The 21,725-nt window shown below is 66.6% G+C and carries 21 protein-coding genes and 1 riboswitch; of the genes, 7 read left to right on the top strand and 14 right to left on the bottom strand.

The features are described 5' to 3' along the window. Positions 1 to 40: 40 nt before the first annotated feature. The 4 genes from nusB to C1926_RS07525 form a co-directional block, all read right to left on the bottom strand. Complete coding sequence (nusB, locus tag C1926_RS07540; protein WP_079220616.1) at positions 41 to 520, bottom strand: transcription antitermination factor NusB; 480 nt, start codon at positions 518 to 520, stop codon at positions 41 to 43. Then, positions 517 to 984, bottom strand: a complete 468-nt coding sequence (gene ribH / locus C1926_RS07535) for a 6,7-dimethyl-8-ribityllumazine synthase (RefSeq protein ID WP_079220615.1) — start codon at positions 982 to 984, stop codon at positions 517 to 519. The genes nusB and ribH overlap by 4 nt, the downstream gene beginning before the upstream one ends. A 147-nt stretch (positions 985 to 1,131) precedes the next feature. Beyond that, the gene (ribB, locus tag C1926_RS07530; protein ID WP_108745954.1) at positions 1,132 to 2,232 is read right to left on the bottom strand and encodes a 3,4-dihydroxy-2-butanone-4-phosphate synthase; all 1,101 of its coding nucleotides are present in this window, start codon (positions 2,230 to 2,232) and stop codon (positions 1,132 to 1,134) included. Then, positions 2,229 to 2,855, bottom strand: coding sequence for a riboflavin synthase (locus C1926_RS07525; RefSeq protein WP_108758779.1), 627 nt, complete (start codon positions 2,853 to 2,855; stop codon positions 2,229 to 2,231). Before C1926_RS07525 ends, ribB begins: the two co-directional genes overlap by 4 nt. 77 nt (positions 2,856 to 2,932) lie before the next feature. Beyond that, positions 2,933 to 3,078: riboswitch (FMN riboswitch) on the bottom strand. A 276-nt stretch (positions 3,079 to 3,354) separates the two neighbouring features. Here C1926_RS07525 and C1926_RS07520 point away from each other — a divergent pair. From C1926_RS07520 to C1926_RS07510, 3 genes are all read left to right on the top strand, one after another. Then, positions 3,355 to 3,978, top strand: coding sequence for an outer membrane beta-barrel protein (locus C1926_RS07520; RefSeq protein ID WP_079220612.1), 624 nt, complete (start codon positions 3,355 to 3,357; stop codon positions 3,976 to 3,978). 53 nt (positions 3,979 to 4,031) lie between these two features. Continuing rightward, the gene (locus C1926_RS07515; protein ID WP_159095048.1) at positions 4,032 to 4,769 is read left to right on the top strand and encodes a hypothetical protein; all 738 of its coding nucleotides are present in this window, start codon (positions 4,032 to 4,034) and stop codon (positions 4,767 to 4,769) included. A 101-nt stretch (positions 4,770 to 4,870) separates the two neighbouring features. Continuing rightward, on the top strand, positions 4,871 to 5,749 hold the full coding sequence (locus C1926_RS07510; RefSeq protein ID WP_108758777.1) for a hypothetical protein: 879 nt from the start codon (positions 4,871 to 4,873) through the stop codon (positions 5,747 to 5,749). A gap of 123 nt (positions 5,750 to 5,872) precedes the next feature. Here the strand turns inward: C1926_RS07510 and ribD are convergent, their stop codons facing one another. The 5 genes from ribD to C1926_RS07485 form a co-directional block, all read right to left on the bottom strand. Then, positions 5,873 to 6,958 carry a bifunctional diaminohydroxyphosphoribosylaminopyrimidine deaminase/5-amino-6-(5-phosphoribosylamino)uracil reductase RibD gene (ribD, locus tag C1926_RS07505; protein ID WP_108758776.1) on the bottom strand — a complete coding sequence of 362 codons (1,086 nt, stop codon included), beginning with the start codon at positions 6,956 to 6,958 and terminating at the stop codon, positions 5,873 to 5,875. A 123-nt stretch (positions 6,959 to 7,081) separates the two neighbouring features. Further along, on the bottom strand, positions 7,082 to 7,603 hold the full coding sequence (gene nrdR / locus C1926_RS07500) for a transcriptional regulator NrdR (RefSeq protein ID WP_079220607.1): 522 nt from the start codon (positions 7,601 to 7,603) through the stop codon (positions 7,082 to 7,084). Positions 7,604 to 7,703: 100 nt separating this feature from the next. Further along, a complete protein-coding gene (locus tag C1926_RS07495; protein WP_108758775.1) occupies positions 7,704 to 8,132 on the bottom strand; it encodes a hypothetical protein in 429 nt (142 codons plus the stop codon). Positions 8,133 to 8,258: 126 nt separating this feature from the next. After that, positions 8,259 to 9,527, bottom strand: coding sequence for a serine hydroxymethyltransferase (gene glyA, locus C1926_RS07490; RefSeq protein ID WP_108758774.1), 1,269 nt, complete (start codon positions 9,525 to 9,527; stop codon positions 8,259 to 8,261). Positions 9,528 to 9,770: 243 nt separating this feature from the next. After that, positions 9,771 to 10,250: an RcnB family protein gene (locus C1926_RS07485; protein ID WP_108758773.1), complete on the bottom strand. Its 480-nt coding sequence runs from the start codon at positions 10,248 to 10,250 to the stop codon at positions 9,771 to 9,773. Positions 10,251 to 10,508: 258 nt separating this feature from the next. Here C1926_RS07485 and ettA point away from each other — a divergent pair, with 258 nt between their 5' ends. The 3 genes from ettA to C1926_RS07470 all read left to right on the top strand — a co-directional run bounded on the left by ettA (position 10,509) and on the right by C1926_RS07470 (position 14,495). Beyond that, positions 10,509 to 12,173: an energy-dependent translational throttle protein EttA gene (ettA, locus tag C1926_RS07480; RefSeq protein WP_108758772.1), complete on the top strand. Its 1,665-nt coding sequence runs from the start codon at positions 10,509 to 10,511 to the stop codon at positions 12,171 to 12,173. Positions 12,174 to 12,425: 252 nt separating this feature from the next. Further along, positions 12,426 to 13,115, top strand: a complete 690-nt coding sequence (locus C1926_RS07475) for an outer membrane beta-barrel protein (protein WP_108758771.1) — start codon at positions 12,426 to 12,428, stop codon at positions 13,113 to 13,115. A 63-nt stretch (positions 13,116 to 13,178) separates the two neighbouring features. Next, the gene (locus C1926_RS07470) at positions 13,179 to 14,495 is read left to right on the top strand and encodes an NCS2 family permease (RefSeq protein ID WP_108758770.1); all 1,317 of its coding nucleotides are present in this window, start codon (positions 13,179 to 13,181) and stop codon (positions 14,493 to 14,495) included. A gap of 94 nt (positions 14,496 to 14,589) precedes the next feature. Here the strand turns inward: C1926_RS07470 and C1926_RS07465 are convergent, their stop codons facing one another. From C1926_RS07465 to C1926_RS07450, 4 genes are all read right to left on the bottom strand, one after another. After that, the gene (locus C1926_RS07465) at positions 14,590 to 15,624 is read right to left on the bottom strand and encodes a fimbrial protein (protein ID WP_108758769.1); all 1,035 of its coding nucleotides are present in this window, start codon (positions 15,622 to 15,624) and stop codon (positions 14,590 to 14,592) included. Beyond that, entirely contained in the window at positions 15,615 to 18,239 is a 2,625-nt protein-coding gene (locus tag C1926_RS07460) for a fimbria/pilus outer membrane usher protein (protein ID WP_343125649.1), read from the bottom strand. Before C1926_RS07460 ends, C1926_RS07465 begins: the two co-directional genes overlap by 10 nt. 33 nt (positions 18,240 to 18,272) lie before the next feature. Then, positions 18,273 to 18,998: a fimbria/pilus periplasmic chaperone gene (locus tag C1926_RS07455; protein WP_108745945.1), complete on the bottom strand. Its 726-nt coding sequence runs from the start codon at positions 18,996 to 18,998 to the stop codon at positions 18,273 to 18,275. A 74-nt stretch (positions 18,999 to 19,072) separates the two neighbouring features. Then, the gene (locus C1926_RS07450; RefSeq protein WP_108758767.1) at positions 19,073 to 19,621 is read right to left on the bottom strand and encodes a fimbrial protein; all 549 of its coding nucleotides are present in this window, start codon (positions 19,619 to 19,621) and stop codon (positions 19,073 to 19,075) included. A gap of 431 nt (positions 19,622 to 20,052) precedes the next feature. On the opposite strand from C1926_RS07450, the gene C1926_RS07445 reads away from it, so the two are divergent. Next, on the top strand, positions 20,053 to 20,418 hold the full coding sequence (locus C1926_RS07445; RefSeq protein WP_108758766.1) for a type 1 fimbrial protein: 366 nt from the start codon (positions 20,053 to 20,055) through the stop codon (positions 20,416 to 20,418). A gap of 33 nt (positions 20,419 to 20,451) precedes the next feature. Here C1926_RS07445 and pncB read toward each other — a convergent pair whose 3' ends face one another. After that, positions 20,452 to 21,642 (bottom strand): nicotinate phosphoribosyltransferase, encoded by a 1,191-nt coding sequence (pncB, locus tag C1926_RS07440; protein WP_108758765.1) that lies wholly within the window; start codon positions 21,640 to 21,642, stop codon positions 20,452 to 20,454. Positions 21,643 to 21,725 lie beyond the last annotated feature (83 nt).

Below are 21,725 nucleotides of genomic sequence, written 5' to 3'. Positions count from 1 at the left end.
ATTCCCGCGCCGTTCAACGAACGATTCGGGACGCAGGGGATCAGTGACCCGATTCGACCTTGCGCCATTCCACGGCGGCACGATCCAGCACGCCGTTGACGTAGGTGTGGCCATGCTCGGAACCAAAGCGCTTGGCCGATTCGATGGCTTCGTTGATGACCACGCGGTACGGCACGTCCAGGCGGAAGCGCAGCTCGTAGCCGGCCAGGCGCAGCACGGCGCGTTCGATGGCATCCACTTCTTCAATGCCACGGTCCAGGTACGGGCCGAGGGCTTCGTCGATGTCGCGGCGGTTGTCCAGCACGCCATGCACCAGCGCTTCGAAATACGCCAGATCGGCGATTTCGCGGGCCTGTTCGTGGGCGAACTGGGCGATCAGCGACTGCGCGTTGCCGCCGGAGATCTGCCAGGCGTACAGCGCCTGCACGGCACGACGGCGGGCGCGCGAACGCAGCACCGGGTCGATGCCATCACGGCGGACGGGTTTACCGGAGGGCTTGCCCTGGGTGTTCTTGTTCATGGCAGTTGCTCCAGCAGGTTGACCATTTCCAATGCAGCGATTGCGACTTCTTCACCCTTGTTGCCATGGCTGCCACCGGCGCGGGCCTCGGCATCCTCGGCGCGTTCCACGGCCAGCACGCCGTTCAGCACCGGCACGCCGAAATCCAGCTGCACGCGCATCAGGCCTTCGGCGCAGCGGTCGGCCACGTGTTCGTAGTGGCGGGTATCGCCACGGATGACGCAGCCCAGGGTGAGGATGGCGGCGTGTTCATGGGCGGCGGCCAGGCGCGCGGCGACCAGCGGCAGTTCCCAGGCACCCGGCACGCGGATCACGTCGATGTTGGCTTCGGCAATGCCGTTGCCGGCCAGGCTCTGGCGGGCGCCAGCGACCAGGGTATCGGTGATGCGGGCGTTCCAGCGGCTGGCCAGGATGGCAAAGCGCGCCGACTCGGGGGTGCGAAGATCGCCTTCGTAGTGGCTCATATGCGGCTTGGGGGTTCGATTAGGGGGTGATTCTACCGTGGATGGGCCCCGGGGCGCCCGTGGGTAGTGCCGGCCGCTGGCCGGCAAACCCGGGATGGTGGTTGCCGGCCAGCGGCCGGCACTACCGATCCCATGTGCAGCGGCAGGTTACAGGGTGACCGTCTCCACCACTTCCAGGCCGTAGCCGGCCAGGCCCACCTGGCGGCGGGGGGTACCCAGCACGCGCAGCTTGCCCAGGCCCAGGTCGGACAGGATCTGCGAACCGGCACCGTTGCGGCGCCACTGGCCCACGTCCTTGTCCTTGCCCGGCACCACCGGCGCCGGCTGCTGGCGCAGGCGGGCCAGCAGGGCTTCGCCATCGCGCGGGGCCGACAGCACCACCATCACGCCCGCCCCTTCGGCGGCAATCGCGCGCAGGGCATCGGTGGCGGCCACGCCGAAATCATCGCGGCGCCAGTGCAGCAGGTCGGCCAACGGGTTTTCCACCTGCACGCGCACCAGGGTGGGGGTGTCGGCCGCCGGGGTGCCACGCACCAGGGCGAAATGCAGGTCGTGGGCGATGCGGTCGCGGTAGGTGACCAGCTTGAACGGGCCGAATTCAGTGTCGATCTCGCGCTCGTCCACGCGCTCGACGGTCTTTTCGGTGGCCAGGCGGTAGGCGATGAGGTCGGCGATGGAGCCCATCTTCAGGCCGTGCTCGCGGGCGAACACTTCCAGTTCCGGGCGGCGCGCCATGCTGCCGTCCGGGTTGAGGATCTCCACCAGCACGCCGGCCGGTTCCAGCCCGGCCAGCATGGCCAGGTCCACGCCGGCTTCGGTGTGGCCGGCACGGGTCAGCACGCCACCCGGCTGGGCGATCAGCGGGAAGATGTGGCCCGGCTGGTGCAGGTCGGCCGGCTTGGCGTTCGGCTTCACTGCAGTACGGATGGTGTGGGCGCGGTCATGGGCGGAAATGCCCGTGGTCACGCCTTCGGCTGCCTCGATGCTGACGGTGAAATTGGTCTGGAACTGCGCGGTATTGGCCTGCACCATCGGTGCCAGGCCGAGGTCGGCGGCGCGGGTGCGGGTCAGCGGCAGGCACACCAGGCCACGGCCATGGGTGACCATGAAGTTGATGTCCGACGGCTTGACCAGCTCGGCGGCCATGATCAGGTCGCCTTCGTTCTCGCGGTCTTCGTCATCGACGATGACGACCATGCGGCCCTGGCGGATGTCTTCCAGGATGTCCGGGATCGGGGCGAAATTCATGCGGCATCTCCCTGCAGGTGCTGACCGTTGGCCGGCACACCGATCAAACGCTCTACATAGCGGGCCACCAGGTCGATTTCCAGGTTCACCGCACTGCCCACGCCGGTGGCGGAGAAGGCGGTGTTGGCCACGGTGTGCGGGATGAGGGCGACTTCAAAGCCTTCCTCGTCCACTTCGTTGACGGTGAGGCTGACGCCGTCCACGCAGATCGAGCCCTTCTTGGCGATGTAGCGGCGCAGCGCGGCCGGCGCGGCGAAACGCCAGCGCTGGGCACGTGCATCTTCGTGGATGGACAGGACCTGGCCGAGGCCATCGACGTGGCCGCTGACCAGGTGGCCGCCGAGGCGGTCGGTCGGGCGCATGGCGCGTTCGAGGTTGATGACCGCGCCCTCACCCAGCTGGCCCAGCGTGGTCAGGCCCAGGGTCTCGGTGGAGGCATCGGCCTGGAAGCTGCTGGCGTCGAATGCGATGACGGTGAGGCAGACGCCGTTGATGGCGATGCTCTCGCCCATCTGCACGTGGTCGAACGGCAGGGTGCCGACATTGAAGGTGAAGCGGACATCGCCGCCGATGGATTCGCGTGCGGCCAGACGGCCGACGCCTTCGATGATTCCAGTAAACAAGAAACGTTCTCCGCGGAAAGTGAGCGAAAAACGCCGCAAGGCAAACAGGCGGGCGCAGGGCCGCAAAGGCCCTGTGGCACCGTCTTCTTTCATCCGGACTATGACCGTCGGCTCCGGCATTGGACCGGATCTGCTGACCCCCGGCCGTGGGCCGGGGCGCTCGCGGGCTCGTGCTTGCGCACCTACCGCCGGTGGGGAATCGCACCCCGCCCTGAAGACGTTTGTGTACCGGCGAACCGGCCCGCCCAGTGTACCAGCCTGGGCTGAACGGGGTCGGATCCCTTGTCTGGCCCGCTTGGGGTCAGAGCCCTTTGCGTTGCAAAGGGATCCGACCCCTGCCCTGAACGGATCCGTCCCCCAGATGAACCGACCGCCAGCTGTGACGTCCGTCGCTCGCAATTCGTAAAACTTTCATTAAACTCAAGCCTCGGACGACATGAGGTCGCCACGGACCGCCAACAGGGTGGCCCGCCAATGGACTGCAATTCACAGGAAACCCATGCGCAAGATCCTGATCGTGGCCGCACTGCTGGCCGCCGCCCCGTTCTCGGCCTCGGCCGACGGCCTCAGCTACACCTACGTCGAAGGCGGCTGGAGCCAGGTCAATACCAAGGATGATGGCTTCGACGACCCGAAGGTCGACGGCGGCTACGTGCGCGGTTCGTTCGCTCTGGCCGAGCAGGTGCATGTGTTCGGTGGCTGGAGCTACGGCAGCAAGACCTACCATTACTCGAACGCCAAACTGAAGCTGGAACTGAACCAGCCGGAGCTGGGCATCGGTTACCACATGCCCTTCAGCGACCGCGTGGACTACACCGCCGACATCGCCTGGGTCCGCCAGCAGGCTGAGGTCAAGGCGGACTTCGACGGTTTCGGTCGTATCACCGACAAGGACCACACCAACCTCGTGCGCGCCACCATGGGCCTGCGTGGCAAGCCCTCGGCCATGACCGAAGCCTGGATCAAGGCCGGTTACATGGATGGCGGCAACAACTTTGAAGGCACCTGGGTCGGCACCCTCGGTGGCCAGATCAACTTCACCAAGACCTGGGGTCTGGTGGGCGAGATCTCCGGCTACCGCGACGTCACCCAGTTCTCGGCCGGCGTGCGCGCCAGCTTCTGATTGCTCGATCCTCGTCGTGTAATCGAACGGGCCCCGCAAGGGGCCCGTTTTTTTTGCGACTGTCTTTTCAGACAAATTGCATGGCGTCCCGCGGGCTGCTGCCGCAGGCTGCTGCCCTTTCCCTCTCTGGATGGATGATGCTGGCTTACCGCCTCGCCCTGCTGCTGTGCCTGCCCTTCGCCGCGCAGGCAACTGCTTCGGAAAAGCTGAGCCCCGAACAGGCCTTTGACCTGTACGCGCAGGCTCTGCTGGAAGGTGATGCCCGCGCCGCTGAAGCGTTGACCCGCGCACTGCCCGCCGACGCCCTGTGGAATGCCACTGCCCTGCTGCGCCTGCCACGCCTCCTGCAGGAAGCGCGCGAACAGGTATTCGACCAGTGGGAAGATGACGTCGTCCCCGCCGTACTGGCCGAGGCGGTGGTGACCCAGATCGGCAGAACGTACGCCAGCAGCCACTGCCGGGCCGTGCCCGGGAAGACCATTGCCGAAGCTGCACCGGCCGGGCGGGCGCAGGTCAAGTTTACCTGCCAGGTTCCGGTATGGAATACCGGAAGCGGCCTGCTGGCCGACCCGGCCATCCAGCAGAAACTGCAGGACGACGAGGTGTTTGCTGCGTATCTGATCGCCTCGGAGCTGCGCATGGCGGAGCAGCAGACGATCACCGGCACCGCGCTGCTGGAAGGAAGCGCCGGGACGGGCTACTTCCCCGACGGCGACACGATCCGATTCCTTGCCCCGGTGCTGCTCTCGATCTTTCCGGAAGCGCTGGCCGACACATTGCTGGAAAAGTAGCCGCGTGGCGGCATGGCGTGCACGCCCCTGCCATCGCATCTGCGTGCAGATGCGCTAGTCTTTCGCGCCTCTGCACTACCCACTGGAAACGGAACACCGTCATGAAGACTCCCCTGCGCACCCTGCTCGCCAGCGCCCTGCTGTGCGCCCCTGTGTTCGCCACCGCCGCGCCGGCGCTGACGCCCGAACAATCGCTGGACCTGTACGCACGCGTGCTGATTGAAGACGATGCCGCTGCCGCGCGCACGCTCAACGATGCCCTGCGCAGCGCCCACGACGGCAAGGACGCGGTGACGCCCACGCCGGGCGCACTGGCCAAGGCCCTGGCCGAACCGTGGATGGCGCTGCAGGCCAGTACCGGCGGCACGCCCGATGCCGCCGCGACCGAAGCGCTGTATGCAAAGGTGCTGAAGGCATCGACCTGCCGCGCCACCGGCAGCACCATCGAAGACAACGAGTACGTAGACGGCCAGAAGATCGCCTCGGTCGATTTCAGCTGCAAGGTGGTGGATCTGGAAAGCGTGCGCCCGCTGTTCGCCGCCAGCATGAACAGTGACGACCCTGCCGCCCGCAGCCGCTTCATCGATGCCTACACGCAGGCACTGAAGAGCGGCACGCAGCGCACGGTGACGGGCAGCCAGAAGCTGTACTCCGGCGCAGAGCAGGCGTACTGGTTCAGTGGCAGCTTCGATGAGCTGGTCACCCCGGTGCTGGAAGCACTCGCGCCGTTCCAGCTGTGGATGGAAGATGCCCAAGCCGCCAGCGCACCGAAGGTGACCGGCGTGCCCAGCTGCGACCTGCTGCTGCAGCAGCACCGCAGCTGCGTGGCGAAGATCGCGCCGGATCAGATCAGTGGCGTGGACGCGATGGCCGAAGAACTGAAGGCCAAGGCGCAGGTGCAGTCGGCCGATGAAATGACGCAGGAGTGCAAGGCCCTGCGCCCGATCGCACAGATGATGTGGACCGACGAGTGCGCGTAAGGCCACGGCGCCAACCAAGGTTGGCGTCTACCAGAGCACGGTAGATCCACGCCATGCGTGGATGGCCTTCACCGCATCAAACGCACGGTAGATCCACGCCATGCGTGGATGGATGTCACCGCATCACGCGCGTAGCAGCAACCGCAGGTCGTCGCCCACCTGGCGCTGGTCGACCACGCGCAGGCGTCGCTGCTGGTCCATCGCCTCGATGCCCAAGCCGGCCAGCAGCGGGCGGCCGGTGTCACCCAGCAGCGTCGGTGCCTGGTACAGCAACAGCTCATCGACCCAGCCGCCGCGCAACAGCGCACCGGCCAGGGTGGCACCGGCTTCGGTGTGCACTTCGTTGATGCCACGCTCGGCCAGCAGCGCCAGCACCGCCCCCAGATCCAGGCGGCCATCCACGCTCGGCACGCTGGCGAATTCGGCGTCGGCCGCATCCGGCGCGCTCACCGCGGCAGCGTGCACATACAACGTCGGCGCCCCACCCTCGCGCACGCGGCCGCATTCCAGCGAGCGCAGGCGCGAATCAAGCACGACGCGCAGCGGTGGCATCACCTCGGTATCGGCCAGGCGCACGGTCAGCATCGGATCGTCGGCCAGCACCGTATCGGCGCCGGTCAGGATCGCGCCGGCACGTGCGCGCCAGTGCTGCACGTCTTCGCGTGCGGCGGCACCGGTGATCCACTTCGAGCTGCCATCGGCCATCGCGGTACGGCCGTCGAGGCTGGCGGCCAGCTTCACCCGCAGCCACGGACGGTTGCGTTCCACGCGGGACAGGAAGCCCTTGTTGAGTTCACGCGCCTGCGCGGCCATCAGGCCTTCGGCCACTTCAATGCCCGCTTCGCGCAACAGATCGAAACCACCGCCATCGACCTTCGGGAACGGATCGCGCAGCGCCGCGACCACGCGCGATACACCCGCGTCGATCAATGCCAGCGCGCACGGTGGCGTGCGCCCGTAGTGCGCGCACGGTTCAAGGGTGACGTAGGCGGTGGCACCCCGTGCTTCGCTGCCGGCTTCGCGTAGGGCGAAGACTTCGGCGTGCGGGCCGCCGGCACGCTGGTGCCAGCCCTGCCCGACCACGCGTTCGCCATGGGCGATCACGCAGCCGACCATGGGATTGGGGCGGGTGGTGTAGGCCGCACGCTCGGCCAGACGCAATGCGTTGGCCATGTGCAGGTGGTCAAGGACGGTGAACGGAGTGCTCATGCGGCCATGGTAACGCTGCCATCAGTGCCAACCAACGGTTGGCACCCACCGGGGCAACGGCGCCAACCAAGGTTGGCATCTACCGGGGCAAAGTAGATCCACGCCATGCGTGGATGGAGGCAGTCAGCCCTTCTTTTTCTTGGTCAGGGCGATGACATCGCCCAGCAGCTGCAGCTGTTCGGTGCTGGCCGGCAGCTCACGTTCCAGCTTCTCGATCTCTTCGCGGAAATCGGCCACGTCCTCGAAGCTGCGGTAGACCGAGGCGAAGCGCACGTAGCCGACGTGGTCGAGCTTGCGCAGTTCGTTCATCACGAACTCGCCGACCTTGATGGAAGGCACTTCGCGTTCGCCGCTGATGCGCAGCTGGTGGACTACGGCGCGCACCGCAGCTTCGATCTTCTCTTCGGGCACGGCGCGCTTCTGCAGCGCGCGGTCGAAGCCGGCGCGCACCTTGCGCTGGTCGAAGGCCTCGCGGGTGCCATCACTCTTGACGATGGCCGGCAGCTTCAGCTCGACCGTTTCCAGGGTGCTGAAGCGTTCGTTGCAGGCCTCGCACTCACGCCGACGACGGATCGTCGCGCCGTCTTCGGAGACGCGCGAGTCGATGACCCGGGTATCGGCATGCTGGCAGAAGGGGCAATACATGGAACGCCTGGCTCAGGAAAGAACGTCATGCCATCGTCATGGCAGCGTCGCAAAGGTACCTGAGAAGCGCTTTTGCAGCAAATCCGGGCGGCGCTCAGCCTTATGCGGCAAGGCGTTGCCGGCGGCGCAGCCAGGCCAGATGCGCCGCCGGCAGCAGCAGCGGCGGGCCGAACAGCAACAGGCCGAAGCCCTCCAGGCGTTCGGTCAGGCCGACCACCAGCCCCAGCACGACGGCGGGCACCGCGGCCAGCGCTCCCAGCGCCAGCAACGCCCACCACAGCCGGCCCACCTCCTGCAGGCCAGGCCGGCCCTGCAGCAGGAAACCGGCGCCGATGTGCAACCAGGCGACGATGCCCAGCGCCCCGGCGGTGCCCCAGCACACCAGCAGCAGCCGGCTCAGCAGGCGGGTTTCCTGCATCAGGCCGGAGTACACGCCCACCAGGGCCACGGTGCCGCCCAGCAGCACGCCGGGCAGGCCGAACAACAGGGCAAGTGCGAGGTGCAGGCGCTTGTGCAGGCGCTCATCCATGTGCGTCGCTTCCTGGGTGCCGGGTCAGAGCCCTTTTCTGCGAAAAGGGATCCGACCCCAGCGTCGATCCGGATGTCCGGGGTCAGAGCCCTTCCCTGCGGGAAGGGATCCGACCCCACTCCCCGGTCAGCCGTAGACCGGGTACTTGCGGCACTGCGCGCTGACGGCGTCGCGCACGCGGGCGATGACGGCGTCATCGGCCGGGGCGTCGAGCACGTCGGCGATCCAGTTGGCCAGGTCCACGCAGTCCTGTTCGACATAGCCACGGGTGGTGACCGCCGGGGTGCCCAGGCGCAGGCCCGAGGTCACGAACGGCGAACGCGGGTCGTTCGGCACCGAGTTCTTGTTGACGGTGATGTGGGCCTTGCCCAGCGCGGCTTCCGCATCCTTGCCGGACACGTCCTTGCCGATCATGTCCACCAGCATCAGGTGGTTCTGGGTGCCGCCGGAGACGATCTTGTAGCCGCGCGCGATGAGCGTGTTGGCCATCGCCTGGGCGTTCTTCACCACCTGCTGCTGGTAGGCGGTGAAGCCCGGTTCCAGCGCTTCCTTGAAGGCCACGGCCTTGGCGGCGATGACGTGCATCAGCGGGCCACCCTGGATGCCGGGGAACACCACCGACTGCAGCTTCTTGACCAGGTCTTCGTCGGCGCCCTTGGCGACGATGATGCCGCCGCGCGGGCCACGCAGGGTCTTGTGGGTGGTCGAGGTGACCACGTGGGCGTGTTCCAGCGGGCTCGGGTAGACGCCGGCGGCAACCAGGCCGGCCACGTGGGCCATGTCCACGAACAGGTAGGCACCCACCTTGTCGGCGATGGCGCGGAAGCGCGCCCAGTCGATCACCTGCGAGTAGGCCGAGAAACCAGCCACGACCATCTTCGGCTTGTGCTCCAGGGCCAGGCGCTCGACTTCGTCGTAATCGATCAGGCCCTGGTCGTTCACACCGTACTGCACGGCGTTGAACAGCTTGCCGGAAGCATTCACCTTGGCACCGTGGGTGAGGTGGCCGCCGTGGGCCAGGCTCATGCCGAGAATAGTGTCGCCCGGCTGCAGCAGGGCGAAGTACACGGCCTGGTTGGCCTGCGAACCGCTGTGCGGCTGCACATTGGCGTACATGTCTTCCGTGGAGCCGGCGCCGAACAGCTGCTTGAGGCGGTCGATCGCCAGCTGCTCGGCGATGTCCACGTATTCGCAGCCACCGTAGTAGCGCTTGCCCGGGTAGCCTTCGGCGTACTTGTTGGTCAGCTGGCTGCCCTGGGCCTCCATCACGGCCGGGCTGGTGTAGTTCTCGCTGGCGATCAGCTCGACGTGGTCTTCCTGACGCTGGGTTTCGGCGGCGATGGCCTTGGCCAGTTCGGGATCGTAGGTTTCGATGCGGACGTCACGCGGGAACATCGGTTACTCCGGCAGGCAGGGAAAAAGGGGGATGGCACAGCCCCTGATTGTAGCCCCGTGGCGGCCCGCCGGGGCCGGAATGGACGCGGGGCCGGATCCCCTGGCGGAGATCCGGCCCCGTATGGTTTTGCCTGTGGGCCTGGGGTCGGATCCCTTCCCGCAGGGAAGGGCTCTGACCCCGTTGCCTGGATGGGGTCAGAGCCCTTTCCTGTGGAAAGGGATCCGACCCCGACAGCAACGTGCTTAACGACTGAGCACGTACTGGGCGATGACGCCGGTGGCGATGGCCACCAGAAGCATGTTGCCGCGGTCATCGCGGATCCAGTGGTGACCATACGGCGGGCGACGCAGGTGGTAGCGCGGGTAGTCGTTCACCACGTAGATCGGGCCACGGTAGTAATCGCGGTAGCGGTGGCCGACCTGCCAGCCGTAGCCCGGGCCCGGGCGATAGCCGGGGCGGTAGACCACGCGCGGCGGCGGCGGCGCCGGATGGTAGTAGCGATGGTCATGGTCGCGGCGCCAGTCACGGCGTGCATCGCGGCGGTCGCGTTCGTAGTCGCGGCGCGCCTCGCGTACATCGTGGCGGTACTCGCGGCGATCGTCGCGGCGGTCTTCCCGCCATTCGCGGCGGTCACGGTGGTCGTTGTCGGCAAATGCCGGGGTGACGGCGCCCAGGGCCAGCACAGAGGCCATGGCCCCGGCCACGATGAAGTTGATGCGCATGACAGACCTCTGCTCAGCTGGGTGGGTGGTGATGTCCATATTGCGCAGGCGATCTGAACCGTTTCCGGCTGGAAACGCTTCCCGTTGACGTATTGCACTCTGTATTCAGCCTTCGGCCAGCCCCGCGGGGCGCCGACAGGCGCGGCCGGGAACCGGTTCCGGCTATAATTGGGGGTATTCCATTCAGTCTGTGCCCGCTGTCGTCCGGGATCTTCCCGCTGACGGACGGGTGCAGGGCCGCGCCCCTACGGAGACCTCATGTCCTCGCAATACATCTACACCATGAACCGCGTGTCCAAGGTGGTCCCGCCCAAGCGGCAGATCATCAAGGACATCTCGCTGTCCTTCTTCCCGGGCGCGAAGATCGGCCTGCTGGGCCTGAACGGCGCCGGCAAGTCCACCGTGCTGAAGATCATGGCCGGCGTGGACACCGATTTCGAGGGCGAAGCCCGCCCGCAGGCCGGCATCAAGGTCGGCTACCTGGCGCAGGAACCGGAGCTGGACCCGACCAAGACCGTGCGTGAAGCGGTCGAGGAAGGCGTGGGCGAAGTGCTGCAGGCCCAAGCTGCGCTGGACGCGGTCTACACCGCCTATGCCGAGGAAGGCGCCGACTTCGACGCGCTGGCCAAGGAACAGGAGCGCCTGGAGGCGATCCTCGCCGCGGGCGACGCGCACACTCTGGAAAACCAGCTGGACGTGGCCGCCGATGCGCTGCGCCTGCCGCCGTGGGATGCCGTGGTCGGCAAGCTGTCCGGTGGTGAAAAGCGCCGCGTGGCGCTGTGCCGCCTGCTGCTGCAGAAGCCGGACATGCTGCTGCTCGACGAACCGACCAACCACCTCGACGCCGAGTCGGTGGAATGGCTGGAACAGTTCCTGGCGCGCTACACCGGCACCGTGGTGGCGGTCACCCATGATCGCTACTTCCTGGACAACGCCGCCGAGTGGATCCTGGAACTGGACCGCGGCCGCGGCATTCCGTGGAAGGGCAACTACACCGACTGGCTGACCCAGAAGGATGAGCGCCTGAAGCAGGAAGACAACCAGGAAAAGGCCCGCCAGAAGGCGATCCAGAAGGAACTGGAGTGGTCGCGCCAGAATGCCAAGGGCGGCCGCACCAAGGGCAAGGCCCGTCTGGCCCGCCTGGAAGAGCTGCAGTCGGTCGATTACCAGAAGCGCAACGAGACCAATGAAATCTTCATCCCGCCGGGCGAGCGCCTGGGCAACGCGGTGATGGAGTTCAAGAACGTCTCCAAGAAGTTCGGCGACCGCCTGCTGTTCGACAACCTGAGCTTCCTGGTGCCGGCCGGCGCCATCGTCGGCATCATCGGCCCGAACGGTGCCGGTAAGTCGACCCTGTTCAAGATGATCACCGGCAAGGAAAAGCCGGATACCGGCGAGATCGTGGTCGGCCCGACCGTGAAGCTGTCCTACGTGGACCAGAGCCGCGACGCACTGGAAGGCAACCACAACGTCTTCCAGGAAATCGCTGGCGGCCTGGACATCCTCAACATCAACGGCATCGAGATCCAGTCGCGCGCCTACATCGGCCGCTTCAACTTCAAGGGCCAGGACCAGCAGAAGATGGTCGGTTCGCTGTCCGGTGGTGAGCGTGGCCGCCTGCACATGGCCAAGACCCTGCTGCAGGGTGGCAACGTGCTGCTGCTCGATGAACCGTCCAACGACCTGGACATCGAAACCCTGCGTGCGCTGGAAGATGCGCTGCTGGAGTTCCCGGGCAACACCTTCGTCATTTCGCATGACCGCTGGTTCCTGGATCGCATCGCGACCCACATCCTGGCGTTCGAAGGCGATTCGCACGTGGAGTTCTTCCAGGGCAACTACCGCGAGTACGAAGAAGACAAGCGCCGCCGCATGGGCGACGACGCTGCGCCGAAGCGCCTGCGCTTCAAGGCGCTGAAATAAGAAAGAAAGAACGGCCGCGCTCTGCGCGGCCGTTCTGCATTCTGGTAGGTCACCACCGTTGGTGGTGACGCTTTGAGGCGTACCGACCAACGGTCGGTACCCACCATGAACGCGCGATCGTTCGTTTTGGCAGCTTGCGATCAATGCTGTCGCAATCAACCTGCGTGCAACGTTGCAACTATTTGTATGTTCTGTGCCAGCCGCATCGGTTTTCCTACGCCCTGCTCCATCCCCCAAACGTAGGAAACCCCAATGAAAGCACTGATCATCACCTCGGCAGCGCTGCTGCTGTCTGGCACCGCCGCCGCCGCGACCCCTGACTGGGACGGCTTCTACCTGGGCGCCCAGGCATCACATGGCGAAGGCCACAGCAATGACCGCAGCAATGCCAACGCATCGGAAAAGAGCATCCGCGGCTTCACCGGCGGCATGCAGGGCGGCCGTCGCTGGCAGTTCGACAACAACGTCGTGGTCGGCGTGGAAGGCGCACTGTCCTTCGGCAGCATCCAGCGCGACTGGAAGGAACGCGAACATCATCAGTACAGCCCGTACTACGGCAAGGACGCAGTGACCCGTTCGGGCACCTTCGACGTGACCCTGGGCCGCGCGATGGGCCGTTGGCTGCCCTACGTCGGTGCCGGCGTGACCGTCGCCCGCCAGGAATTCTCGCTGGGCTGCGACAAATCGCTGGTGGAAGCCACCAACGGCTGCCGCGTGGCTGAATTCGAAACCCAGCGCTCGCATACCTCCACCGGCAGCCACGCCGTCGCAGGCGTGCTGTACCGCTTCAACGACCGCCTCTCGGCCGGTGCCGAGTACCGCCGTACCCACCTGGGCAGCAGCCCGGTGACCCTGGAAGACCCCAACTACCCGGCCGCGGCCCGCCGCAGCTTCCATACCGACTACAGCAGCGTTACGCTGAAGTTGAACTACCACTTCTAACCGCCTGGCGACGCACCCGCGGCTCCTTCCGGCGGCAGGGCGCTCAGGCACGAGAGATCTGCGATGTCCCTGTTCGAGCGCCTGTTCCAGCTGCAGCAGCACGGCACCACCGTGCGTACCGAGCTGCTGGCCGGTGTCACCACCTTCCTGACGATGTCCTACATCGTCTTCGTCAACCCGGAAATCCTGGGCACTACGGGCATGGATGCCGGCGCGGTGTTCGTGGCCACCTGCCTGGCCGCGGCCCTGGGCTCGGTGGTGATGGCACTGGCGGCCAACTTCCCGGTGGGCATGGCCCCGGGCATGGGCCTGAACGCCTTCTTCGCCTTCACCGTGGTGGGTGCTGCGGGCCTGCCGTGGCAGCAGGCACTGGGCGCGGTGTTCATTTCCGGGCTGGTGTTCCTGGTGCTGTCGCTGACCGGCGTGCGCGCGTGGCTGGTGGCCGGCATCCCTTCATCGCTGCGCTCGGCCATCGTCGCCGGCATCGGCCTGTTCCTGGCGATCATCGCGCTGCAGAAATCCGGGGTGATCGTCGGCAACGAAGACACCCTGGTGGCCCTGGGCCCGCTGAACACCGCACCGCCGCTGCTGGCCTTGGGCGGCTTCCTGCTGATTGCCGTACTGGAAGCGCGCCGCGTGCGCGGTGCGATCCTGATCGGCATCCTCGCCGTCACCGGCGCCGGCTGGGCACTGGGCGACGTGCAGTACCACGGCCTGGTCTCGCTGCCGCCGAGCCTGGCACCGACCTTCCTGCAGCTGGACCTGCCCGGCCTGCTGCACCACGACGGCGGCGCGCCGATCGCGGTGCTGCTGCAGGTGGTGCTGGTGTTCGTGCTGGTGGAAGTGTTCGATGCCACCGGCACGCTGTACGGCGTGGTGGGTCGCGCCGGCCTGCTGAAGCTGCCGGGCGCGCAGAAGCGCTTCGGCCGTGCGCTGCTGGCGGACAGCACCGCCATCGTGGCCGGTTCGCTGCTGGGCACCAGCAGCACCACCGCCTTCGCCGAGAGCGCCTCGGGCGTGCAGGTCGGTGGCCGCACCGGGCTGACCGCACTGGTGGTGTCGGCGCTGTTCCTGGCCGCACTGCTGTTCTCGCCGCTGGCGGCGATGGTGCCCGCCTATGCCACCTCGCCTGCCCTGCTGTTCGTGGCCGGCCTGATGCTGCGCGAACTGGTGGAAGTGGACTGGAGCGACCTGACCGAATCGGTGCCAGCCGCGCTGTGTGCGCTGGCGATGCCGTTCACCTACTCCATTGCCAACGGCCTGGCGTTCGGCTTCATCGCCTATGCCGCATTGAAGGCCGGTACCGGCCGCTGGCGTGAAGTGCACCCGGCGGTGTGGCTGGTGGCGACGCTGTTCGTGCTGCGTTATGCGTTGGAGTAAGGCGACCGCGCTGCGCGCTCGCCGGGCATGGCCCGGCGCTACCGGAACATGCCCGGCGATCTCCAGGTAGCGCCGGGCCATGCCCGGCGGCAGGTCAATTGTAGGTAATGGTGAACGTGGCGGTGCCGTTGGCTTCGCCCGGCCCCACCGTGCCGGCCTGGGTCTGGATGTAGCGCGCGCGCAGCGGCAGCGACATCGCCGAGCTGCCGGTCACCGTATCACCCAGCATCAGGCTGTCGCCGAAGCGGATCGTCTGCTCGTTGCTGCCATTGCGGCGCACGATCTGGATGCCGATGCGCGTGGCGCTGTTGCTGCCACTGGTGAGGGCCAGCGTCCCGGGCTGGTTGCCGCTGGCCGACGTGGCATCGAGCTGGATGCCGATGGTGCTCTGGTACTGCGCCACGTTGCTGCCCTGGCAGCGCAGGTTGATGTTGAAATCGCGATCCACGGCACGCGAGCCCACGCCGGTGAAGCTGTCGTTGGGCACGCTGCCGAAATCGACCACGATGTTGCGGCTGCCCGCATCCACTTCGCAGGTGGGGCTGACAACGGTGGTGCCCGACCCCTTGAAGGACGACGTCAGCACAGGGCGGCCAGCGCCATCACCGTCGAAGTAGTAATTGGTGAAGCGCCCGTTGGGCGCGATGATCCCCGAACCCGTCACCGCGGCAGTCTTGATCAGCTCGATCTTGAACTGGCCCGCGACCAGCGAGATGGTCGATCCGGCAGAGTAGGAGATCTGATGCGGGTAATAGGTCTGGATGGCGCCCGAGTCGCGGTACAGGCGGATGCCTACACCCTCCACGCCGGTCTGGTAGACATTGGAGTACCCGGGGGACAGCCGCTGCTGCGCGGCGTTGAAGTAGACGCCGACCGAGCGCCCACCCGCCCACCAGTCACAGCTGGCCACGCTGTTCCTTGCGATGATCGGCACGCTCAACTGCTTGATCACACCGCCCACGGGCGTGGTCGGCAAAATGACCACCTGCCCCATGTCCATTTCCACGTCCTGGGCAATGAAGCCTCGCGCATCGATTGAACACGCGGCCAGCGCCTGCCCCGACAGGCCCGTGCCCGCAGCCAGCAGCGCCATCACCAGGGTGCCACGGCGGAACGACATCAACGGCATAGGGCCTCCACGGTAGTCAGTCCGGCCGGGCCGGCGTCGGCGCTGGCGGGCGCCGTGTAATCGATCGTGCAGCGGGCATCCGCGTCGTCGCCCCACTCAACCTGCAGCTGGCCGCTGTCATCGGCGGTACGCACGTACACGCGGCCACCCTGCCCGACCATGCCCACCGGCTGGCCCTGTGCATCCTTCACCTGTGCACCGAAGGGCAGCGTGCTGCCATCGGCGCCATGCGCCTGGATCAACAGCGCGCGACCCTGCCGGGTTTCGAAGCGCAGCAGGCTGATCGCACCGGCGTACGGGGCGATCGACTGGCTGCTGCCTTCCAGCTCGACGTCCAGCGACATGCCCTGCGGGTCGAGGGTGATCGTGTTGAGGCGGTACGGCGAAACATACGGCACCACGGCATAGCCACGACCATCGATGCGCAGGCCTGGCGCATTGGCCACGCGGGCGTCACGGGCACCGGCGGCCTGCACCAGCACCAGCGTGTCACCGCGCTGCGGCGAAAGCGTTACGCCACCGCCATGCACCACCAGGCTGCCCGTCGCGCCGACCGCCAACTGGCGGAATGCGCTGGAGTACCCGTAGGACGCGCTCGTCGCTGCGTAGCGGCTGCGGTACTCGGCGTTGGCGATACCGGTGGTGCCACCCTCGCGGCTGTCCGACAGCGCGACGCCGTAGCTGAGTTCGTTGTCACTGCCGGCAGAGCCGGTGATGCCGATGCGGCTGGAGTCATAGCCCGAACGATCACGCACGCCCACGTCGGCGCTGAACGACATCGGCTGGCGGCGGCCCTGCCCCAGCGGCACGCTCATCGACAGCAGATACTGGGTGTCGGCAGTGCCGGCGAGTCCTTCTTCGGTACGGATGGCGGACACGCCGAAGTTCAACGAGCGCCAGGCGTTGTTGTAGCCCACCTGGTACTGCTTGCTGGTGCCGGGACGGTCATAGAAGTCGCGCAGCGCACCGGTGACGTACAGCGAACCACCGCGCAGGCCAAGCGGCTGGTTGAGGGTCACCTGGAACTGGCTGCGCTGGCGGCCACGCACGCTGGGGTCGTTGCCGCGGCTGATGTCGTCGCGCACCATCAGTGCGTCCTGGAGACTGTAGAAACCGCCGGTGGAATAGCGGTACGCGGCCAGGGTCAGGTTGGTGTTGGTCTCGCCGATCAGGTTGCTGTAGCTCAGGCGCACGCTGGCGCCGGAGCGCTCGCCCAGCGTATCCAGGCGTGTCCGCGCATGGGTGACATCGGCGGCGAACGCGCCCACCGGGGTCGACACGCCGGCACCGTAGAGCAGCGAAACGTAGCCGGTGCTCAACGCACTGCCGCCGTAGACCGTCACCCGGTTGTCGATGCCACGCTGCCAGGTGCCCTGCAGCAGCCACGGATCATCGCGCAGCAGGTCGTTGCGCACTTGGCCAGCGGTGACTGCATAGCGCGAGACACCCGCGCGCAGCATCTGCGGCACCGAGCCGAACGGCACGCTGAAGGTGCGGCGGCGGCCATCGGCTTCGATGACCGACACTTCCAGGTCACCGCCGTAGCCGGTGGGGTACAGATCGTCGATGACGAAGCTGCCGGGCGACACGGTGGTGGAATAGATCAGCTGCTGGCTCTGCCGCACTTCCACCCGCGCGTTGGTTTCAGCAATGCCGCGCACGACCGGCGCGTAGCCGCGCAGCGAGTCGGGCAGCATGCGGTCATCGGTGGCCAGGCTGGCACCACGGTAGGCGATGGAGTCAAAGAGTTCGCCACTGGTGAACGCTTCGCCGACGGTCAGCATGCCGCGCACCTGCGCGATGCCTCGCTGGGCATAGGTGGCGATGCTCTGCCAATGGCGCCCGTTGCCATCGCTCCAGGTCAGGTTGGAATCATGCCGCAGCTGCCAGCCGCCCAGGTTGATGCCGGAGTTCAGGCCCAGATAGGCGGTGCGGTTGCGGCCACCGCCTTCGGTACGCGTCTGGCTGTCGACGGCATTGAAGGTGTAGCCGAGGAAGCCGGCGTTGATGCCACGGTCCCACAGCGCAGGGTTGACGTAGCCGCGCGCGTGGCGGCGCAGGAACACCTGCGGGATGCTCAGGTCGTAGCGCAGGCTGCCACTGTCGAACGTGCCGAAGGCATTGGCCATGCGCTGCTGCACCGGCACGCAGGCATCGGCGGCCGTGGCGACGGCAGGGTCCTGCTGGGCCAGGACGGCCTCGCTGTCCACGCCGAATTCCTCCAGCATGGGCAGGCCCAGGCAGGCGTCGACCTTGCCCTGGGCATCGGCCCTGAACTCGACGTCACGACGCCCCTGCCACGCACCGTTGACGTACACATCCACGCGGTAGCTGCCCGCGACCATCGGATTGCCGTTGGCGAAGGCGGCAAGATCGACCTGGCCGGCCTTGCCGGACAGGAAACTGGAATTGAACTGGGCCTGCTCCGGGGGGGCGGCGGTCGCTGCGGTGCTCTGCGCCATCAATGCCTGCTCGCCCAGGTTTGCAGGCGCGGCCACAGCCCATCCAGGGCTTGCGGCCCCAGCGGCCAGCAGGCATACGGCCTGCCGGATCGACAATGTCAATCTGTTTCCAATCACACTGACATTCCTTGACGACGGCCGTGGTGCAGCCATGACGGGGCGCGCTGCCTGCATGCAGCCGTTCGATCAGTTCCCGCGGGCGAGATCGACGGTGCGCTCTACGCGTCCGCCAAAATCATTGATGGTGACGAAGCGCACCTGCGTGGTCGCTGCAGGCACGGTGAATTCAATGCTCTGGCCGGGCGCGGCCATTTTTCCCTTGTCCTCGACCACCTCGTCGCGGGTGCCTGCCAACGCATGCACTTCGGCCAGGGTGACGTGGTACGCACTCGGGTTTTCCACGCGCAGGCGGTCGCCCGAGCGGCTCCAGCGCAGCAGCGCGGGCGCTTCGTTGGCGGTGCCGGGAAGGCCCTGCGGGCGGTAGAAGAGCTTGAGCCGCGAGCGGAATGCCACCTGCAGCATGTTCTGGTCGGCATCGCCCGTGCGGGCCGGCGAAGGCGGCACGTCCAGCACATTGAACCAGAACACGGTTTCGCGATCGGTCGGCAGCTTGGCACCGGTGAACATCACGCGCAGCGCCTGGCTGCGGCCCGGCTCGACGCGGCTGATCGGCGGCGTCAGCACGAACGGCGCATCGCTGCTGTCGGCGGTCTGGTTGGCATCGCCACTGTCGATCCAGGCCTGGACCAGCGAAGGCGAATCGCCCACGTTGTCCACCTGTACGGTGACTTCGCGCGCCTGGCCGGGGTAGATCACCCGCGTACCGTTGATGACCACGCCAGCCAGCGCCGTCTGGCACAGGGCGAGTGAGAACGCGGCCGTCAGCAGCGTCCGGGAAAGAAAGGCTTTCATCGGAGGAACTACCCGTGGGTGAAGGCAATGCCCCTGCCCGGTGCTGGCACCGGGCAGGGACCAGGCGGCAACGATCAGTTGTAGATGATCGTGTACTTGACGCTGGTGCTGACTTCGCCAGCCGACGCTGCGCCGGTTGCGTAGTACTCAGCGTAGTAGTTCAGGTCGGCGGTGCCGGCGGTGCCGGTGTTCACCCACTGCGAGTTGGTCTGGGCCAGGCCGGAGCTGGCGGCCTTGATCGGCAGCACGTCGAAGTTGCCGCCCAGCAGCTGGACCTGCACGTTGCCTGCGCCATTGGCGGAGGTCGGGGTCTGGTTCAGCAGGCGGCCGGTCGCGAAATCAACGGTGGAACCCGGCTCGAAGTAGGTGGCGACGTTGCTGTTGGTGCCGCACTTGCTCAGGTTGATGGCGAACTGGGTGCGGCCGTTGGTGGCACCGACGGTGGCCAGCGAAGCCTTCGACACGGTCGGCAGGTTGACGGTGAAGTCCTTGCCGGCCGGGGTGGTGATCTGGCAGGTGACGTCGGTGACCTTGCCCTTGAAGGTGATCGTGCCATCGGCGGCGTTGGCGGCCAGCGGTGCGGCGGCGAGCAGGAGGACGGCGAACAGATTGATCTTGCGCATTTGCTTTCTAACCCTACTGAGGAATGTGGACGTAGAGGAGGAAGCAAGGAGCACTGCCGGGCATCAGACCCATCCTTGCGTCTCACCTGTGGCCGGACCCGCGATGACGCCATCCTTGGGGTCCGAGCCGACAGTATAGATCATAAATGTGATCCAGTTCACGCATTGAACGTGTCGCATCGCACATTGACGCCAAATATTTGGCGTGCTACCCGCCATGCCGCTGGCGCGTATCGAACGCACGTCACACTCCTGCGCAGCGGGGTTTACGCGCGTGTCACAGCGCGAGGAGGAGGCTGTTTTCAAGGCAAAACCGCAATATTTGACGCGCATCACTATTGCTCAGTGACGCGCCTTCCAGATCGAAACTCTGACCCTTAAAGACTGTTCCGGGCTGTCGTTAACAGACACATACCGAACCAGAGAACGTCATGAAGACCTCGATCCTGCTCTGCGTGGCCCTGATGGGCGTCAGTTCGCTGGCACATGCCGACGGCGGCACGATCCGCTTCAGCGGTCGCATCGTTGATCCGGGGTGCTCGGCGCGCGTGGACCAGCAGCAGCTGCGCCTGGAAGGCTGCCCGCTGTCGGCCAAGGGCGCGACGGTGGCACTGGTGGCGATGGATGAGGGCCAGGGCGCGGTGCTGCGCGACGGCAAGCGCCAGGGCCAGCAGCTGGCCGTGGCTGCCCGCAGCCTGCGCGCGGGCGATCTGGTGTTTTCGGAAAGCTACCGCCTGGAAGCCCCGAAGCAGCAGCCGCTGCAGGGGGCTTACCTGGTGCGCGTCGACTACCCCTGAGCGTCGCCGCCCAGCGCAACCGGCCCCGGGCGATCAGCCCTGGGGCACTTCCGGCGGCAGTTCGAACACCTGGCGCAGGTAGCTGAGGTAGCCGGGGTCATCGCACATGCTCTTGCCGGGCGAATCGCTCAACTTGGCCACCGGCTGGCCATTGCAGCGGACCATCTTGATGACGATGTTGAGCGGGGTCGGGCCCAGGTCGTTGGTCAGGTGCGTGCCCACGCCGAACGCCACCTGGCAGCGGCCGCGGAAGTAGTCGTACAGGCGCATCACCCTGGTGATGTCCAGGCCATCGCTGAAGACCAGCACCTTGCTGCGCGGATCGACGCGGCGCTGCTGGAAGTGGGCGAGCATGCGGTCGCCCCAGTCGAACGGGTCGCCCGAATCGTGGCGCACGCCGTCGAACAGCTTGCAGAAGTACATATCGAAATCGCGCAGGAACGCATCCAGGCCGACCACGTCGGACAGCGCGATGCCGAGGTCGCCGCGGTACTCGCGGGCCCACGATTCCAGCGCCGCCACCTGCGAATCCCGCAGGCGCGGGCCCAGGGCCTGGAAGGCCTGCAGGTATTCGTGGGCCATGGTGCCGTGCGGGGTCATGCCGTACAGGCGGGCGAAGTGCACGTTGCTGGTGCCGACCAGCTGCGGGCCGAGCGCATCGCGCAGCAGCGGCAGCAGGCGGGCATGCCAGTCACGCGAGTAGCGGCGGCGGCTGCCGTAATCGGCGATGCGGCACTGCTCGAAGCCGGGGGTATCGCGCAGCAGCGCGGCCTTGGCCTGCAGGCGGCGTTCGCCCTCGGCGAAATCAGCCGTGGTGGTGTTGCGGAACCACACCTCGTTGATGATCGCCAGCAGCGGCACTTCGAACAGGATCGTGTGCAGCCACGGACCGGTGATGTCCAGGTCGATCTCGCCGGGCACGGTCTTGGACGGCTGCAGCTGGATGTACTTGCGATCGAGGTGGAACAGGCCAAGGAAATCGGCGAAATCGGGCTTCACGAAGCGCAGGCCACGCATGTAGTCCAGCTCTTCGCTGGTGAAGCGCAGGCTGCACAAGTGGTCGATTTCTTCGTTGATCTGGTCGATGTAGCTCGCCAGGTCGATACCGGGGGTGCGGCACTTGAACCGGTACTGGACCAGGGCGCCGGGGTGCTGGTGCAGCACCGCCTGCATCATGGTGAACTTGTACAGGTCGGTGTCGAGCAGGGACTGGATGATGGCCATGGGCCAATTATGCGCCCGTTCGGGTGAATCGCGGATTCGCGGCGGCGCTGTGTAGAGCCGAGCCGATGCTCGGCTGCTCTTGC

The organism is Stenotrophomonas sp. ZAC14A_NAIMI4_1 (genome assembly GCF_003086915.1).
Classification (GTDB): Bacteria; Pseudomonadota; Gammaproteobacteria; order Xanthomonadales; family Xanthomonadaceae; genus Stenotrophomonas.
Note: the sequence above shows the minus strand (reverse complement) of the source record. Positions and strands in the feature narration are given on the sequence as shown.